Annotated in this window: 9 protein-coding genes and 2 pseudogenes; 5 read left to right on the forward strand and 6 right to left on the reverse strand. The window is 72.1% G+C overall.

Annotated elements, in window-relative coordinates:
• The first annotated feature begins 75 nt into the window (after window positions 1-75).
• From ACFV6X_RS13020 to ACFV6X_RS13030, 3 genes are all read left to right on the forward strand, one after another.
• Complete coding sequence (locus ACFV6X_RS13020) at window positions 76-1,530, forward strand: FGGY family carbohydrate kinase (RefSeq protein ID WP_385381803.1); 1,455 nt, start codon at window positions 76-78, stop codon at window positions 1,528-1,530.
• Between the two features lie 141 nt (window positions 1,531-1,671).
• Entirely contained in the window at window positions 1,672-3,405 is a 1,734-nt protein-coding gene (locus tag ACFV6X_RS13025) for an ABC transporter ATP-binding protein (RefSeq protein WP_385381806.1), read from the forward strand.
• The gene (locus tag ACFV6X_RS13030; protein ID WP_385381808.1) at window positions 3,405-5,333 is read left to right on the forward strand and encodes an ABC transporter ATP-binding protein; all 1,929 of its coding nucleotides are present in this window, start codon (window positions 3,405-3,407) and stop codon (window positions 5,331-5,333) included. Before ACFV6X_RS13025 ends, ACFV6X_RS13030 begins: the two co-directional genes overlap by 1 nt.
• A gap of 52 nt (window positions 5,334-5,385) precedes the next feature.
• Here ACFV6X_RS13030 and ACFV6X_RS13035 read toward each other — a convergent pair.
• The 5 genes and pseudogenes from ACFV6X_RS13035 to ACFV6X_RS13055 form a co-directional block, all read right to left on the reverse strand.
• A pseudogene (locus ACFV6X_RS13035) lies at window positions 5,386-6,749 on the reverse strand (RNA polymerase sigma factor).
• A 116-nt stretch (window positions 6,750-6,865) separates the two neighbouring features.
• Window positions 6,866-8,764 (reverse strand): DNA primase, encoded by a 1,899-nt coding sequence (dnaG, locus tag ACFV6X_RS13040; protein WP_385381811.1) that lies wholly within the window; start codon window positions 8,762-8,764, stop codon window positions 6,866-6,868.
• A 38-nt stretch (window positions 8,765-8,802) separates the two neighbouring features.
• A complete protein-coding gene (locus tag ACFV6X_RS13045) occupies window positions 8,803-10,068 on the reverse strand; it encodes an NAD(P)/FAD-dependent oxidoreductase (protein ID WP_385381813.1) in 1,266 nt (421 codons plus the stop codon).
• Between the two features lie 156 nt (window positions 10,069-10,224).
• Entirely contained in the window at window positions 10,225-11,526 is a 1,302-nt protein-coding gene (locus tag ACFV6X_RS13050) for a deoxyguanosinetriphosphate triphosphohydrolase (protein WP_385381816.1), read from the reverse strand.
• Window positions 11,527-11,641: 115 nt separating this feature from the next.
• The gene (locus ACFV6X_RS13055) at window positions 11,642-12,424 is read right to left on the reverse strand and encodes a sirohydrochlorin chelatase (protein ID WP_385381819.1); all 783 of its coding nucleotides are present in this window, start codon (window positions 12,422-12,424) and stop codon (window positions 11,642-11,644) included.
• Between the two features lie 223 nt (window positions 12,425-12,647).
• On the opposite strand from ACFV6X_RS13055, the gene ACFV6X_RS13060 reads away from it, so the two are divergent.
• Together ACFV6X_RS13060 and ACFV6X_RS13065 are read left to right on the forward strand one after the other, a co-directional pair.
• Complete coding sequence (locus tag ACFV6X_RS13060) at window positions 12,648-13,331, forward strand: vancomycin high temperature exclusion protein (RefSeq protein WP_385381822.1); 684 nt, start codon at window positions 12,648-12,650, stop codon at window positions 13,329-13,331.
• A gap of 189 nt (window positions 13,332-13,520) precedes the next feature.
• Window positions 13,521-15,713, forward strand: a complete 2,193-nt coding sequence (locus ACFV6X_RS13065; protein WP_385381825.1) for a molybdopterin oxidoreductase family protein — start codon at window positions 13,521-13,523, stop codon at window positions 15,711-15,713.
• Here ACFV6X_RS13065 and ACFV6X_RS13070 read toward each other — a convergent pair.
• Window positions 15,710-16,132: pseudogene (locus ACFV6X_RS13070) on the reverse strand (integrase core domain-containing protein); the annotation flags it as partial. The gene ACFV6X_RS13065 and the pseudogene ACFV6X_RS13070 overlap by 4 nt on opposite strands.

The raw sequence follows: 16,132 nt of genomic DNA on the forward strand, positions 1-16,132 counted from the left end.
GCACCCGAAAGACCGCGCGCACCTCCACGGCGCCCACGGCCCGAGCATGCGCGGCACTGCGGCAGAATTTGAGCCATGGGGATAGTCGCCGGGTTGGACAGTTCGCCCGATTTCACTCGTATCGTCGTCTGCGACGCGGACACCGGAGCCGTGCTGCGGCAGGGCTACGCGCCGCATCCGGTGGAAGGCGCCGAGGCCGGCGGGCGGCCCAGCGACGTCGATCCACAGGCGTGGCTGCTGTCCCTGGGCGAGGCCGCCGGCGGTGGACTGCTGGAAGGTGTGCAGGCCATCGGGGTCTCCGCCCAGCAGAACGCCGTCGTGCCGCTGGACGCGCAGGGCGGCACCGTACGGCCCGCGCTGGTCGGCGGTGACAAGCGGGCGCAGGTCTCGGCGGCCGATCTGATCGACGCGCTGGGCGGGCGTGAGGCGTGGGCGCAGGCGGTGGGCTCCGTGCCGCAGGCCGCCCAGCCGGTGACCAAGCTGCGCTGGCTCGCCAGGAACGAACCCGAGAACGCGGCGCGAGTCGCCATGCTGATGCAGGCGCACGACTGGCTGGTGTGGCAGTTGCTGGGCCGGCCGGTCCGGCGGACCACCGACCGGGGCGGCGCCTCGGGCACCGGCTACTGGTCCGCCGCCACCGGCGGCTACCGGCCCGACCTGGTGGAACTGGCCCTCGGTCACCAGGTCGTGCTGCCCGAGGTGATCGGGCCGTCCGAGGCGGCCGGAACGACACCGGAGGGGCTGCTGATCTCCGCCGGGACCGGCGAGACCATGGCCGCCGCCTTCGGGCTGGGCCTCGGGTTCGGCGACGCCGTCGTCTCCCTGGGTGCCTCCGGGTCCGTGATGGCCGTGCATCCCGAGGCGCTCCAGGACGGCTCCGGGATGATCACCTCCCTCGCCGACGCCACCGGCATGCACCTGCCCGTCGTGACCACGCTGAACGCGGTGCGCACCCTGCGCGGCACCGCCGAGCTGCTCGGGCTGTCCGACCTGGAGAGCCTGTCCGACCTGGCGATGAAGTCGACGCCGGGCTCCCACGGCCTCGTGCTGCTGCCCTATCTGGAGGGTGAGCGCACGCCCGCGCTGCCGCACACCGCGGGGACGCTGACCGGGCTGCGGCGGGAGTCGATGAAGGCGGAGCATCTGGCACGGGCCTCCTTCGAGGGCATGCTCTGCGGGCTCGCGGACGCGCTCGACGTGCTGCGCGGGCGTGGGGTGGAGGTGCGGCGGGTCTTCCTGCTGGGGGCGGCGGCCGAGCTGCCGGCCGTACAGGCCTCGGCGCCCTCGCTGTTCGGGGCGCAGGTCGTCGTACCGCAGCCCGCGGACTATGCGGCGATCGGTGCCGCCCGGCAGGCGGCATGGGCGCTCGGGGTGTCCCAGGGCACCCTCGATCCGCGGACGCCGCCGGCCTGGCAGGGAGCGGTCGCGCAGGTGCTGGAGCCCGGCGAGGACCTGGCGGTGGGGCAGGCCGTGCGGCAGCAGTACGTGTCGGTGCGGGAGCAGACCCACCCGGGGGCGTTCCGGGTCTAGGCGGTGTGCCGACAGGGGCCGGCGCGGAACGGACGGCCTCGGCCCGTCGGGTGATCGGGTGGAGGTAACGCGGGTGGAGTGTCCGACGATAGGGGCCAGGGGCAACCATTCGGCCCCTGTCGCCGACTCCGAGAGAACAGCGTGCTCATACGACTGCTGCGGACCTACCTCAGGCCCTACAAGAGACCCATCACCGTGCTGGTGCTGCTGCAGTTCCTGCAGACCTGCGCGACCCTCTACCTGCCCACGCTGAACGCCCACATCATCGACAGCGGTGTCGTCCTCGGCGACACCGGTTACATCCTGTCCTTCGGCGCCGTGATGATCGGCGTCTCGCTGGTCCAGGTGGTGTGCAACATCGGTGCCGTGTACTACGGCGCCCGCACCGCCTCGGCGCTCGGCCGGGACGTACGGGCCGCGGTCTTCGACCGGGTGCAGTCGTTCTCGGCGCGTGAGGTGGGCCACTTCGGCGCGCCCTCGCTGATCACACGGACCACGAACGACGTGCAGCAGGTGCAGATGCTGTGCCTGATGACGTTCACTCTGATGGTGTCGGCGCCGATCATGTGCGTGGGCGGCATCGTGCTGGCGCTCGGCCTGGACGTGCCGCTGTCCGGGGTACTGGTCGCCGTGGTGCCCGTGCTGGGCCTCACCGTGACCTTGATCGTGCGGTCGCTGCGGCCGCTGTTCCGGACGATGCAGGTGCGGCTGGACACGGTGAACCGGGTGCTGCGCGAGCAGATCACCGGCAACCGGGTGATCCGTGCCTTCGTGCGCGACGAGTACGAGCAGGACCGCTTCCGCAAGGCCAACGCCGAGCTGACGGAGGTGTCGCTCGGCACCGGCAAGCTGCTCGCGCTGATGTTCCCGATCGTGATGACGGTGGTGAACGTCTCGTCGATCGCGGTGGTGTGGTTCGGCGCGCACCGCATCGACAGCGGCGGGATGCAGATCGGCGATCTGACGGCGTATCTCGCCTATCTGCTGCAGATCGTGATGTCCGTGATGATGGCCACCTTCATGTTCATGATGGTGCCGCGCGCGGAGGTGTGCGCCGAACGGATCCAGGAGGTGCTGGAGACCGGGTCCAGCGTCGTGCCGCCGGTGACGCCGGTGCGGGAGCTGCACCGGCACGGGCATCTGGAGATCCGCGGGGCCGGCTTCCGCTACCCGGGTGCCGAGGAGCCGGTGCTGAGGGGCATCGACGTGGTCGCCCGGCCCGGGGAGGTCACCGCCGTGATCGGCTCGACCGGCAGCGGAAAGTCCACGCTGCTCGGGCTGGTGCCCCGGCTGTTCGACGTCACCGACGGCGAGGTGCTGGTCGACGGGGTGGACGTCCGGACCGTCGATCCCCAGGTGCTGGCCCGGACCGTCGGACTGGTGCCGCAGAAGCCGTACCTCTTCGCCGGCACGGTCGCGACCAACCTCCGGTACGGCAATCCGGACGCGACCGACGAGGAGCTGTGGCACGCACTCGAGGTGGCGCAGGCCAGGCCGTTCGTGGAGCGGCTGGAGGGTGGGCTGGACGCGCCGGTCGCGCAGGGCGGCACCAACGTCTCCGGCGGTCAGCGCCAGCGGCTCGCCATCGCGCGGACGCTGGTGCAGCGGCCGGAGATCTATCTCTTCGACGACTCCTTCTCCGCCCTCGACTACGCCACGGACGCCGCCCTGCGCGCGGCGCTCACCCGTGAGACGTCGCGGGCGACCGTCGTGATCGTCGCCCAGCGGGTGGCGACCATCCGGGACGCCGACCGGATCGTCGTGCTCGACGCGGGCCGGGTCGTGGGCACCGGGAGGCATCACGAGCTGATGGCGGACAACGAGACCTACCGGGAGATCGTGCTCTCCCAGCTGACGGAAGCGGAGGCTGCCTGATGGCCGGTCCGATGGGGCGGATGATGGCCGGGACCGGCCCCGACCATCGCTCGATGGACTTCCGGGTGTCCGGGCGGCGGCTGGTCGGCCGGTTCCGGCACGAGCGGCTGACCATCGGCGCGCTGCTGCTGTGCGTGGTGGTGAGCGTGGGGCTGTCGGTGGTCGGCCCGAAGATTCTGGGGAACGCCACCGACCTGGTGTTCGCGGGGATCGTCGGGCGGGAGATGCCGGCCGGGACCAGCAAGGAGCAGGCGCTCGACGCCATGCGGGAGCGGGGCGACGGCGCCATGGCCGACATGCTCCGCGGCACCGACTTCACGCCGGGCGAGGGCATCGACTTCGGCGCGGTGGGGAACGTGCTGCTGCTGGCGCTGGTGGTGTTCGTGGTGGCCGGGCTGCTGATGGCGGTGGCGACGCGGCTGGTGAACCGGGCCGTCAACCGGACGATGTACCGGATGCGCGAGGACGTGCAGACGAAGCTGTCGCGGCTGCCGCTGTCGTACTTCGACAAGCGGCAGCGCGGTGAGGTGCTGAGCCGGGCGACGAACGACATCGACAACATCGGCCAGACCCTCCAGCAGTCGATGGGCCAGCTGATCAACTCACTGCTGACCATCATCGGCGTGCTGGCGATGATGTTCTGGGTGTCCTGGATCCTGGCGCTGGTGGCGCTGGTGACGGTGCCGCTGTCGCTGTCCGTGGCGACGTACGTGGGCAAGCGGTCGCAGCCGCACTTCGTGCAGCAGTGGCGCTCGACGGGCCAACTCAACGCGCACGTGGAGGAGATGTACACCGGGCACACCCTGGTGAAGGTGTTCGGGCGGCAGGAGGAGTCGGCGCAGCAGTTCGCCGAGCAGAACGAGGCGCTGTACGAGGCCGGGTTCCGGGCGCAGTTCAACAGCGGGGTGATGCAGCCGCTGATGCTGTTCGTGTCGAACATGAACTACGTGCTGGTCGCGGTGGTCGGCGGTCTGCGGGTCGCCTCCGGCTCGCTGTCGATCGGTGACGTGCAGGCCTTCATCCAGTACTCGCGGCAGTTCTCGATGCCCCTGACGCAGCTCGCGTCCATGGCGAACCTGGTGCAGTCCGGGGTGGCCTCCGCCGAGCGGATCTTCGAACTCCTCGACGCGCCGGAGCAGTCGGCCGATCCGGTGCCGGGGCTGCGGCCGGAGGAGCTGCGGGGCCGGGTGGCGCTGGAGGGCGTGTCCTTCCGGTACGACCCGGAGAAGCCGCTGATCGAGGATCTGACACTGACGGTGGAGCCGGGGCAGACGGTCGCGATCGTCGGGCCGACGGGGGCGGGCAAGACCACGCTGGTCAATCTGCTGATGCGGTTCTACGAGGTGTCGGGCGGGAGGATCACGCTCGACGGGGCCGACATCGCGAAGATGTCCCGCGACGAGCTGCGGTCCGGGATCGGGATGGTGCTGCAGGACACCTGGCTCTTCGGCGGGACGATCGCCGAGAACATCGCGTACGGGGCGGCGCGCAAGGTCACCCGGGGCGAGATCGAGGAGGCGGCGCGGGCGGCACACGCCGACCGCTTCGTCCGGACGCTGCCCGACGGCTACGACACGGTGATCGACGACGACGGGGCGGGGGTCAGCGCGGGTGAGAAGCAGCTCATCACGATCGCGCGGGCGTTCCTGTCCGACCCGGTGATCCTGGTGCTGGACGAGGCGACGTCCTCGGTGGACACCCGCACCGAGGTGCTGATCCAGAAGGCCATGGCGAAGCTCGCGCACGGACGGACGTCGTTCGTGATCGCGCACCGGCTGTCGACGATCCGGGACGCGGACACGATCCTGGTGATGGAGAACGGGGCGATCGTGGAGCAGGGGGCGCACACCGCGCTGCTGGCCGCGGACGGGGCCTACGCACGCCTGTACAAGGCGCAGTTCGCGCAGGCGGTGGCCGAGGTCGACTGAGCCGGTGACCGGGGTCGGGGGTGCGCCGCGCCGTCGCGGCGGCACCCCCGGGTCAGTCCAGGTAGCCCCTCAGCTGGTCCGCGAAGGCGTGGTCGCGCAGCTTGTTCAGGGTCTTCGACTCGATCTGGCGTATGCGTTCGCGGGTGACGCCGAAGATGCGGCCGATCTCCTCCAGGGTGCGGGGCCGGCCGTCGGCCAGGCCGTAGCGGAGCTGGACGACCTTGCGCTCCCGCTCGCCCAGGGTCGACAGGACCGCCTCCAGGTGCTCCCTGAGAAGGAGGAAGGCGGCCGACTCGACGGGGCTGGCCGCGTCGCCGTCCTCGATCAGGTCGCCGAGGGCCACGTCGTCCTCCTCGCCCACGGGGGCGTGCAGGGAGACCGGCTCCTGGGCGAGGCGGAGCACCTCGCCGACCCGCTCGGGCGGCAGGTCGAGGTGGGCGGCGACCTCCTCGGGGGTGGGTTCGTAGCCGCGTTCCTGGAGCATCCGGCGCTGCACACGGACCACGCGGTTGATCAACTCGACCACGTGGACGGGGACCCGGATCGTGCGGGCCTGGTCGGCGAGGGCACGGGACATGGCCTGGCGGATCCACCAGGTCGCGTACGTGGAGAACTTGTAGCCGCGGGCGTAGTCGAACTTCTCCACCGCGCGGATGAGGCCGAGGTTGCCCTCCTGCACCAGGTCCAGCATGGTCAGTCCGCGGCCGACGTACCGCTTGGCGACCGAGACGACGAGCCGCAGGTTCGCCTCTATGAGACGACGTTTGGCCATCCGGCCCATGACGACCAGGCGGTCCAGGTCCATAGCCAGCTGGGAGTCCAGGTCGGAGGCGCCGCTCAGCTTCGCCTCGGCGAAGAGGCCGGCCTCGACACGGCGCGCGAGTTCGACCTCCTCCACTGCGCTGAGCAGCGGGATGCGGCCGATCTCCCGCAGGTACTGGCGGAACAGGTCCGAGGAGGGGCCGCTGGTGTCGGCCCGGGTGGGCACGGGCGGGTCGACGGGCTCCACCTGAATCACGGGCTCCGCGTCGACCGGCTCGCCCGGCTCGGTGGGCTCGCCGGGACCGGGCGCCTCGGCGGCTTCCCCGGGGTGCCCGGCGGCCTCCGTGACCTCGGGCGGCTCCGTCTCCGGGTGGCGCGCGGCCCGGCTCTGCGGCGGCACGGCCACCAGCACACCGGGCTCCGCGTCCGGCGCGGTGCTGTCGGCGCCGGTGGCGCCGGCGGTGTCGGTCTGGATGAGGGTCTGGGTCTGCACGGGGGCGACCTCCAGGGTGATCGCTGCTGAGGCGTGCGGCAGCGCTGCTCGGGGGACGGAGTCGGCGGCCTCGCCGCTGTCCGTCCCGTACGCGATGAGCGGAACCGCGGGGTGAGCGACCCGTAGGAAACGGATCGGCCGCGCTCCGAGGACTCAGGCACCGGGACCCAGTGTGGGGTACGACACATCGCCGCCACGAGGGGCGTGCGGTGACTTTTTGCGTTCGGCCCGTGACGGGGCGGTCATCGCGGGACCCAGGGGGCGGTTCGCCCAGGGCTCAGAGGGCGGCGGCGCCGCGCTCCCGCAGTGCCTGTCCGTACTGCTGGAGCACCCACAACTCGTTCTGCACCGCGGCCAGTCGGGCCGCGTCACCGCTGCCGCTCAGGCGGGCCAGGGTGCTCTGGACGTCCTGGATGCGGCGGTCGACGGCACGGCGGCGGACCCAGACCAGCTGCTCTCCCGCGTACGCCTCGTCGACCGTGCGGCGCATGATCGCCTCGACCGCGAGTTCCGTGACCATCGCGCGGACGGTGTCGTCCGGGGCCGCCTCACGGACCCTGATCAGGTACTGCTGCGGGTCCTGCACGCCGTGCTCGGCGCCGCCCGCGTCCAGCACGGCCTGGCGTACGGCGGCGTAGGGCGCGGCGGTGAACTCGTCGACGCCGTAGGCGTCGAAGGCCGGGGAAACCAACTCGGGGCGCTGGAGGGCGAGTTTGAGGAGTTCACGCTCGGTGGCGTACACCGGGTTGCGCAGCGTCAGGGCCGGGCCCGACGTCCGGGGCGTGGGGGCGGCGTCGTACCCCTGCTGCGGGCGGGTGGGCGCCGGGCCCTTGCCGCCGCGGTCACGTGCCCAGCGGGCCAGTTGCGCCACGCGCTTGACCACGAACTGGGTGTCCAGGATGCCGAGCATGCCGGCGAGCTGGACGGCGACCTCGTGCTGGGCGCCGCTGTTCTTGATCCGGGCGACGATCGGGGCGGCCTCGTCGAGGGCGGCGGCCCGGCCGGCCGGGGTGTCGAGGTCGTAGCGGACGACGATCTGGCGCAGTGCGAACTCGAAGAGCGGCGTGCGGGGTTCGACCAGGTCGGACACCGCCTCGTCGCCCTTGGCGAGCCGCAGGTCGCAGGGGTCCATGCCGTCGGGGGCGATCGCGATGTAGGTCTCGGCGGCGAACTTCTGGTCGTCCTCGAAGGCCCGCAGCGCCGCCTTCTGTCCTGCCGCGTCGCCGTCGAAGGTGAAGATGACGCGGGCCGAGCCGTTGTCCATGAGGAGACGGCGGAGGATCTTGATGTGGTCGCCGCCGAACGCCGTGCCGCAGGTGGCGATGGCCGTGGTCACACCGGCGAGGTGGCAGGCCATGACGTCCGTGTAGCCCTCGACCACCACCGCGCGGCTGGCCTTGGCGATCTCCTTCTTGGCCAGGTCGATGCCGTAGAGGACCTGGGACTTCTTGTAGATGGCGGTGTCCGGCGTGTTGAGGTACTTCGGGCCGTTGTCCGCCTCGTACAGCTTGCGGGCGCCGAAGCCGACGACCTCACCGCCGATGTCCCGGATCGGCCACATCAGCCGGCCCCGGAAGCGGTCGATGGGGCCGCGGCGGCCCTCCTGGGAGAGGCCGGAGAGCAGCAGCTCCTTGTCGGTGAAGCCCTTGCCGCGGAGGTAGCGGGTGAGGTGGTCCCAGCCCTGGGGGCTGTAGCCGACGCCGAAGTGGACGGCCGCCGACTGGTCGAAGCCGCGCTCGGCGAGGAAGACCCGGCCGGTCTCCGCCTCGGGGCCGGTGGCGAGCTGTTCCGCGTACCACTCGGCGGCGATCTTGTGGGCCTCGACCAGGCGGATGCGTTCGCCGCGCTGGTGGGCGGGGTTGTAGCCGCCCTCCTCGTAGCGCAGGGTGATGCCGGCCTGGGCGGCGAGGCGCTCGACCGCCTCCGAGAAGGAGAGGTGGTCCACCTTCATCACGAACGTGATGGTGTCGCCGCCCTCCTGGCAGCCGAAGCAGTGGAAGAGCCCCTTGCTCGGGCTGACCTGGAAGGACGGCGATTTCTCGTCGTGGAAGGGGCACAGGCCCTTGAGGTTTCCGCCGCCCGCGCCGCGCAGCTGGAGGTACTCGGACACGACGGCGTCGATCGGGACCGCGTCCCGTACCGCCTTCACGTCCTCGTCGTTGATCCGTCCTGCCACGAGGCGATTCTACGGGGACGGAACGACAGTCCCGTCGGCTACGGGAGCAGGCTGTCCAGTGGGACGTGCGGGTCGGCCAGGGCGTCGGCGTCCAGGGGCGCCTGCGAGCGGATCAGGTTCTGGATCGGCTCTGTGACATCCCACACGTTCACGTTCATCCCGGCCAGCACCCGGCCCTCGGTCAGCCAGAACGCGATGAACTCCCGCTTGCCGGCGTCCCCGCGGATCACCACCTGGTCGTACGTCCCCGGCGGCGCCCACCCCGAGTACTCCATCCCCAGGTCGTACTGGTCGGAGAAGAAGTAGGGCACTCGGTCGTACGTCACCGGCCGGCCCAGCATCGCCTTCGCCGCCGCCGGGCCGCCGTTCAGCGCGTTCGCCCAGTGCTCGACGCGGATGCGGGTGTCGAAGAGGGCGTGCGGGAAGGCGGCGACGTCACCGGTGGCGTAGATGTCGGGGTCGGAGGTGCACAGCCGCTCGTCGACGACGACGCCCCCGCCGTGCGCCCGGTCCGCGATCTCCAGGCCCGCCGCCTCGGCGAGCCCGGTCCGGGGGGCGGCGCCGATCGCGGCGAGGACGTCGTGCGCGGGGTGCTCCTCGCCGTCGTCCGTGCGGGCGGCCAGCACCATGCCGTCCTGGCCGACGATCTCGGTCAGCCGGACCCCGAAGCGGAACCGGACACCGTGGTCCCGGTGCAGCTCGGCGAAGAGGGCTCCCAGCTCCGGGCCGAGCACGCCGTGCAGTGGGGTCGGCTCCGGCTCGACGACCGTGACCTCCGCGCCGTACTCCCGCGCCGCCGCCGCGACCTCCAGGCCGATCCAGCCCGCGCCGGCGATCAGCAGATGGCCGTTGTCCCTGCCCAGCGACTGCAGGACGCCGCGCAGCCGCTCGGAGTGCGCGAGGCGGCGCAGATGGTGGACGCCGGCCAGGTCGGTGCCGGGGATGTCCAGGCGGCGGGGCTCGGAACCGGTGGCCAGCAGCAACTTGTCGTACCGGACGACGGTGCCGTCCTCGCCGAAGCGGACCGTCTTCGCCGTGCGGTCGATCGCGTCGACCGTCTGGCCGAGGTGCAGCTCGATGTCGTTCTGCGCGTACCAGGCGGGTTCGTGCACGAAGATGCTGTCGCGCTCCTCCTTGCCGAGCAGATAGCCCTTCGACAGGGCCGGGCGCTCGTACGGGTGGTCGCGTTCGTCGCAGATCAGTATCACCCGGCCACTGAAGCCCTCCGCCCGCAGCGTCTCGGCCGCCTTCGCGCCGGCGAGCCCTCCTCCGACGATGACGAACGTCTGATCCGCGTCGACCACTTGATGCCTCCTCGTAATCGTGCCGCCCCGTGCGAGTTCAACGTGCGGTCATATGCGAGCGTCCCGCACGGAGCGTGATGCGGGAAGAGGGAGTGCCCCGATCAGGCCACGCAGGGTCACTTTCGGCCCCCCGCGGGGCCCCACGTCGCGTCAGTGTCACAGGTGCGCCGTCAGCCGCACGTGAAGCGACCGCGCCGAGGCGTCCGTCAGGGACGCGATCTGGTCGACGATCACCCGTTTGCGGGCGCGGTCGTCGGGCGCGCGGTCGAACAACGCCCGGAACTGTGGGTCCAGTCCGTCCGGGGCGCGGGCGGTGAGCGCCTCCGCCAACTCGGCGACGACGACGCGCTGATCGGCGCGGAGCCGGGCCTGTTCGGCGCGCTGCATGACGTACCGGTCGGCGACCGCCTTCAGCACCGCGCACTCCATCCGGGTCCCGCGCGGTACGACCAGTTCGGCGGCGTAGCGGGTGAGCCGGCCGCCGCCGTACGCCTCGCGGGTGGCGCTCTCGGCGGCCAGGCAGAAGCGGCCGATGAGCTGGCTGGTGGCGTCCTTGAGGCGGGCCTGGGCCTGGGCCGTGCCGTCGTAGCCGTGCGGCCACCACTCCTCGTCGAGAAGCCGGTCGAGGGCGGCGGCGAGTTCGGCCGGGTCGGTGTCCGCCGGGACGTACCGGCCGACGGCCACTTCGAACACCGCCTGCCGTTCCGGCTCCGCGTGCAGGCAGTTGGGGTCGAGGTGGCCGGCGTGCAGTCCGTCCTCGACGTCGTGCACCGAGTACGCCACGTCGTCCGACCAGTCCATGACCTGGGCCTCGAAGCAGGTCCGGGTGCCGGGGGCGTCCTTGCGGGCCCAGTCGAACACCGGGCGGTCGTCCTCGTACACACCGAACTTCGGGGAGGCCGGGTCGGTGGGGTGGCCGCCGCGTGGCCAGGGGTACTTGGTGGCGGCGTCGAGGGCGGCGCGGGTGAGGTTGAGGCCCACGGAGCCCTCCGGGGTGAAGCGCTTGGGCTCGATGCGGCTGAGGAGTCTGAGGGACTGGGCGTTGCCCTCGAAACCGCCGCAGTCCTCGGCGAATTCGTTGAGCGCCTGTTCGCCGTTGTGCCCGAAGGGCGGGTGACCGAGGTCGTGGGAGAGGCAGGCGGCCTCGACCAGGTCGGGGTCGCAGCCGAGGGCCGCGCCCAGTTCGCGGCCGACCTGGGCGCATTCCAGGGAGTGGGTGAGGCGGGTGCGCGGGCTCGGGTCCCAGGCCGCGCTGCTCGTCCCGCCGGGGGTCACCACCTGGGTCTTGCCTGCGAGCCTGCGCAGGGCGCCGGAGTGGAGGATGCGGGCACGGTCGCGCTGGAAGGCGGTGCGACCGGGGCGTTTGTCGGGCTCAGGGGCCCAGCGGTCGACCGACGTCGGGTCGTAGCCGGGGGGTGGGACGTGGTTCTCGTGCTGGGGCTGTGCGGTGCCTTCCATGACTCGACAGTAAGTGCAGAGGGTGACAATCGCGTACGCGTCTGCCGGGTCACGGTCTGGAGCGGGTGCGGGTTGTGCATGGCGTGTCGCGAAGCTCCCCACGCCCCTGGGGGCATCAGACCGGCGCCAGTTCCGGGAGGACCGTCGGGCTGGTGGACCTTGCCTCGTCGAAGCGGGTGAGCACCAGGTGGGCCATCAGGGGATGGGCTCCCAGGGGGGCCGCGGCGATGCCCGGCGCCGCGTCCGCGCACTCCTGCGCGAATCTGCCTGGCGCCGTGAAGTACGAGGCCAGGGCGATGCGCTGACGGCCTTGTGCCCTGAGGGTGCGGATCGCGTCCGCCACCGTGGGGGTCGTGGCCGACGCGTAGGCCGCAAGGACCGGGACGCCCAGGCGGGCGGCCAGGAGGGCCGCGGTGCGGCCGGTGTCGGTCGCGGCGGCGGGGTCGCGGGAGCCGGCCGCGGCGAGGATCACGGCGGTCGAACGGCGTTCGGACTCCGTCACGGGGGTGCGCAGGCCCGCCTCGGCCAGGCGGATGCGGAGGGTCTCCACGAGCAGGGGGTGCGGGCCGAGCGGCGCGGCCACCCAGGTGCGGGCCCGGGCGGCGGCGGCCATCTCCGGGATGTCCCGCTTGACGTGGTGGCCTCGGCTGAGCAGGAGGGGTACGAGGATCGCCTCGTCGTCGCCGAGCGCGGCCAGGGCGCGGGGCAGCAGGGGCTCGTTCAGCTCGATGTGGCCGAGGTGCACGCGCAGGCCGGGGCGCAGCGCGCGGACCCGGTCGAGCAGGGCGTGGACCGTGGCGAGGGTACGCGGGTCGCGGCTGCCGTGGGCCACCAGGACCAGCGCCGGGGAGCCGGGGCCGTGGCCGGACTCGTGGGGAAGCGGGAGCAACGCCGTCATGAACCGATCGTCGCGCCACGACGTTGCCGGCCCGTTGCGCGGGCGTCACGGGTGTTTTCGTCACGTTCACCATGCGGTGCCGGGGGTGTGTGAGGGGGGGTGACCTGGGGCTTCGGCGGCCACAGTGACGGCGCTCACGGAACCCTGGAGCCTGGTGGAGCGTCTCTTCGTGTCGAACCCGATGTGTCGCCGACGTGTCGGAGCCGACCCGGAAGGGCGTCCCATGAAGATCCGCCGACCGCGTCTGCCGCGCACCCGGACCGGGCAGCGGCGGCTGGTGCAGGCGCTGCTCGCGGGGGGCGTGCTCGCGCTGGTGCCGTCGACGTGGATGCACGTCAGCACGGACGACCGGCTGCGCACGACCGCCGACGCGCCCCGCACCGAAGTCGCGGTCGTCTTCGGCGCGGGTCTGTGGAACGGCGAGCCGTCGCCGTACCTCGCCCATCGGCTCGACGCGGCGGCCGAGCTGTATCGCGCGGGGCGGGTGAAGGCGGTGCTCGTCACCGGCGACAACAGCCGCGAGGACTACGACGAGCCGGACGCCATGCGCGCCTATCTCACCCGGCACGGCGTCCCGGACGCACGGATCGTCAGTGACTACGCGGGCTTCGACACCTGGGACTCCTGTGTGCGGGCCCGGAAGATCTTCGGCGTGGACGAGGCGGTGCTGATCAGCCAGGGCTTCCACATCCGGCGCGCGGTCGCGCTGTGCGAGGCGGCGGGGGTCGCGTCGTACGGCGTCGGAGTGGACGAGCGGCACGACGCGACCTGGTACTACGGGGGCGTCCGGGAGATCCTCGCGGCGGGAAAGGGCGCGCTGGACGTCGCCTTCAAGCCGGATCCACGGTTCCTCGGGCCGCGCGAGCCCGGGGTGGAACGGGCGCTCGCGGCAGGTGGGGAGAAGTGACGAGGGCGACTGAATCTTGACCGGAATTGGTCGTTGACCTGCGACCTTTGGGCCGTTCTGGCATTCCCGGCCCGCCCGTGCCGGTGCGGATGCCTCACGGCCGGCCGTAGGGGGCGGGGAGATCACCGTCGCGCCCGTGTAACAGGGAGCCGTCGCGGCACGTAACACCGGCGACGCACGCTGACGTGCATGGAACCCTCCGCGACGCCCACACACTGCCCGTACTGCGCCCTGCAGTGCGGGATGAATCTCACGCCCGCCCCGGACGGGACGGTCGAGGTCGGCGAGCGCGCGGACTTCCCGGTGAACCGGGGCGCGCTGTGCGGCAAGGGCCGGACGGCGCCCGCGGTGCTGTCGTCGCGGGTGCGGCTGACCTCGCCGCTGGTCCGCGAGGGGGGCGCGCTGAAGCCCGCGACCTGGGACGAGGCGCTCGGCCGGATCGCCGAGGGGCTGTCCTCGATCCGGTCGGCGCACGGGCCCGACGCGCTGGGCGTGTTCGGCGGGGGCGGGCTGACGAACGAGAAGGCGTACACGCTCGGCAAGTTCGCCCGCGTCGTGCTGGGCACCTCCCAGATCGACTACAACGGGCGCTTCTGCATGTCGTCGGCCGCGGCGGCCGGGACCAGGGCCTTCGGTCTGGACCGGGGGCTGCCCTTCCCCCTGGAGGACATCCCCAGGACCGGGTGCGTGATCCTGGTCGGGTCGAACCTCGCGGAGACCATGCCGCCGGCCCTGCGGTACCTGACCGAGCTCAAGGACAACGGCGGCACGCTGATCGTGGTCGACCCGCGCCGCACCAGGACCGCCGAACACGCCGACCTGCATCTCGCGCCCCGGCCCGGTACCGATCTCGCGCTGGCGTCGGGGCTGTTGCATCTGGTCGTCGCCGAGGGGCGGACCGACGAGGAGTACATCCGCGAGCGCACGAGCGGCTGGGAGGACGCGCGGGCCGCGGCGATGGCGCACTGGCCGGAGTACGTGGAGCGGATCACCGGGGTGCCCGTGCCACAACTGCGTGAGGCGGTAAGGATGTTCTGCGCGCCGGAGGCCGCGATGGTGCTCACCGCGCGCGGGCCGGAGCAGCAGTCCAAGGGCACGGACACGGTGGGCGCCTGGATCAACCTGTGCCTGGCGACCGGGCGGGCGGGCCGCCTGCTGTCGGGGTACGGCTGTCTCACCGGGCAGGGCAACGGGCAGGGCGGGCGCGAACACGGCCAGAAGGCCGACCAGTTGCCCGGGTACCGCAAGCTGACCGATCCGGCGGCGCGGCGGCATGTGGCCGGGGTGTGGGGCGTCGACCCCGACAGCCTGCCGGGGCCCGGCCGCAGCGCGTACGAGCTGCTGGACGCGCTCGGCGGCGACATCAGGGCGCTGCTGCTGATGGGCTCCAACCCGGTGGTGTCCGCGCCGCGCGCCGCGCATGTGGAGGAGCGCGTCAGGTCCCTCGACTTCCTCGCCGTGTGCGACGTGGTGCTGTCGGAGACGGCGGCCCTCGCGGACGTCGTGCTGCCGGTGACGCAGTGGGCGGAGGAGAGCGGCACGACGACCAGCCTGGAGGGCCGGGTGCTGCTGCGCCGGAGGGCGATCACCGCGCCGGAGGGCGTCCGCAGCGACCTGGAGGTGCTGCACGAACTCGCCGCCCGCCTCGGCGTGGAGAAGGGCTTCCCGACCGACCCCGAGGAGGTCTTCGAGGAACTCCGCCGCGCGACCGCGGGCGGCCCGGCGGACTACTCCGGCATCACCTACCGCCGCCTGGCAAAGGAGAACGGGGTGTTCTGGCCGTGTCCGGCGCGGGAGGAGGACACGGACGCGGATACGGAGAGGTCGGCGGGGGCGGCCTCCGCGTCCGGGGTGCGTCGGCCGGGCCGTCCCGTGGGCGGTCATCCCGGCACCCCCCGGCTCTTCCTCGACCGTTTCGCCACCGAGGACGGCCGGGCCCGCTTCGTGTCCGTCTCGCATCGGGCCGTCGCGGAGGAAACCGACGACGAGTACCCGGTGCTGCTGACCACCGGGCGTGTGGTGGCCCAGTACCAGTCCGGCGCCCAGACCCGCCGCGTCGACGAGCTGAACGCGGCCGCGCCCGGCCCCTTCGTCGAGCTGCACCCGCGGCTGGCGCGGCGGCTGGGCGCGGCCGAGGGTGAGCCGGTGGCGGTCGTGTCCCGGCGGGGCCGGGCGGTGGCACCGGCCCGGATCACCCCGTCCATCCGCCCGGACACCGTCTTCATGCCGTTCCACTGGCCGGGCGAGGGCCGCGCCAACACCCTCACCAACCCCGCGCTGGACCCGGTCTCGCGGATGCCGGAGTTCAAGGTCTGTGCGGTGCGCGTGGAGAGGGTGGAGCCGGTGCATGCGACGCAGGCGAGTGGGGCGGCCACGGCCTAGGTGTATTGACCCGCAGGGTTGTTGACTCGGCTGATCGGGGGTTGGCCTCCGAGTGCGGTGTGGCACCGATGGTAGTTGTAGGCGTGAAGGAAGTCGTCGAGGGCTGCTGTCCGCTCGTCGTTGCTGGTGTAGGCCCGCTGGTAGGCCCATTCGTCGAGCAAGGTGCGGTTGAAGCGTTCGACTTTGCCGTTCGTCTGGGGCCGGTAGGCGCGGGTCAGCTTTCCGGTGGCGCCGATCTCCGCGAGGGCTTGCTTCCAGGCCAGGCCCTTGCGGTAGGCCCAGGCATTGTCGGTAAGGACTCGCTCGATGCCGGTGATGCCGTGCGGAAGAACGCGGCGGCACGGGTGAGGAAGGCCGCGCAGGTCGCGACTTTCTCGTCGGCGTGGATCTCGCTGTAGGCGAGGCGGGAGTGGTCGTCG

The sequence above is a fragment of the Streptomyces sp. NPDC059861 genome, from assembly GCF_042731435.1.
In the GTDB taxonomy this organism is placed as follows: domain Bacteria; phylum Actinomycetota; class Actinomycetes; order Streptomycetales; family Streptomycetaceae; genus Streptomyces.

Bases quoted from the DNA above. Each gene is read 5' to 3' on its own strand.
- ACFV6X_RS13020 (WP_385381803.1), top strand. From the start codon at position 76: ATGGGGATAGTCGCCGGGTTGGACAGTTCGCCCGATTTCACTCGTATC.
- ACFV6X_RS13030 (WP_385381808.1), top strand. From the start codon at position 3,405: ATGGCCGGTCCGATGGGGCGGATGATGGCCGGGACCGGCCCCGACCAT.
- ACFV6X_RS13050 (WP_385381816.1), bottom strand. From the start codon at position 11,526: ATGGAAGGCACCGCACAGCCCCAGCACGAGAACCACGTCCCACCCCCC.
- ACFV6X_RS13055 (WP_385381819.1), bottom strand. From the start codon at position 12,424: ATGACGGCGTTGCTCCCGCTTCCCCACGAGTCCGGCCACGGCCCCGGC.
- ACFV6X_RS13060 (WP_385381822.1), top strand. From the start codon at position 12,648: ATGAAGATCCGCCGACCGCGTCTGCCGCGCACCCGGACCGGGCAGCGG.
- ACFV6X_RS13065 (WP_385381825.1), top strand. From the start codon at position 13,521: ATGGAACCCTCCGCGACGCCCACACACTGCCCGTACTGCGCCCTGCAG.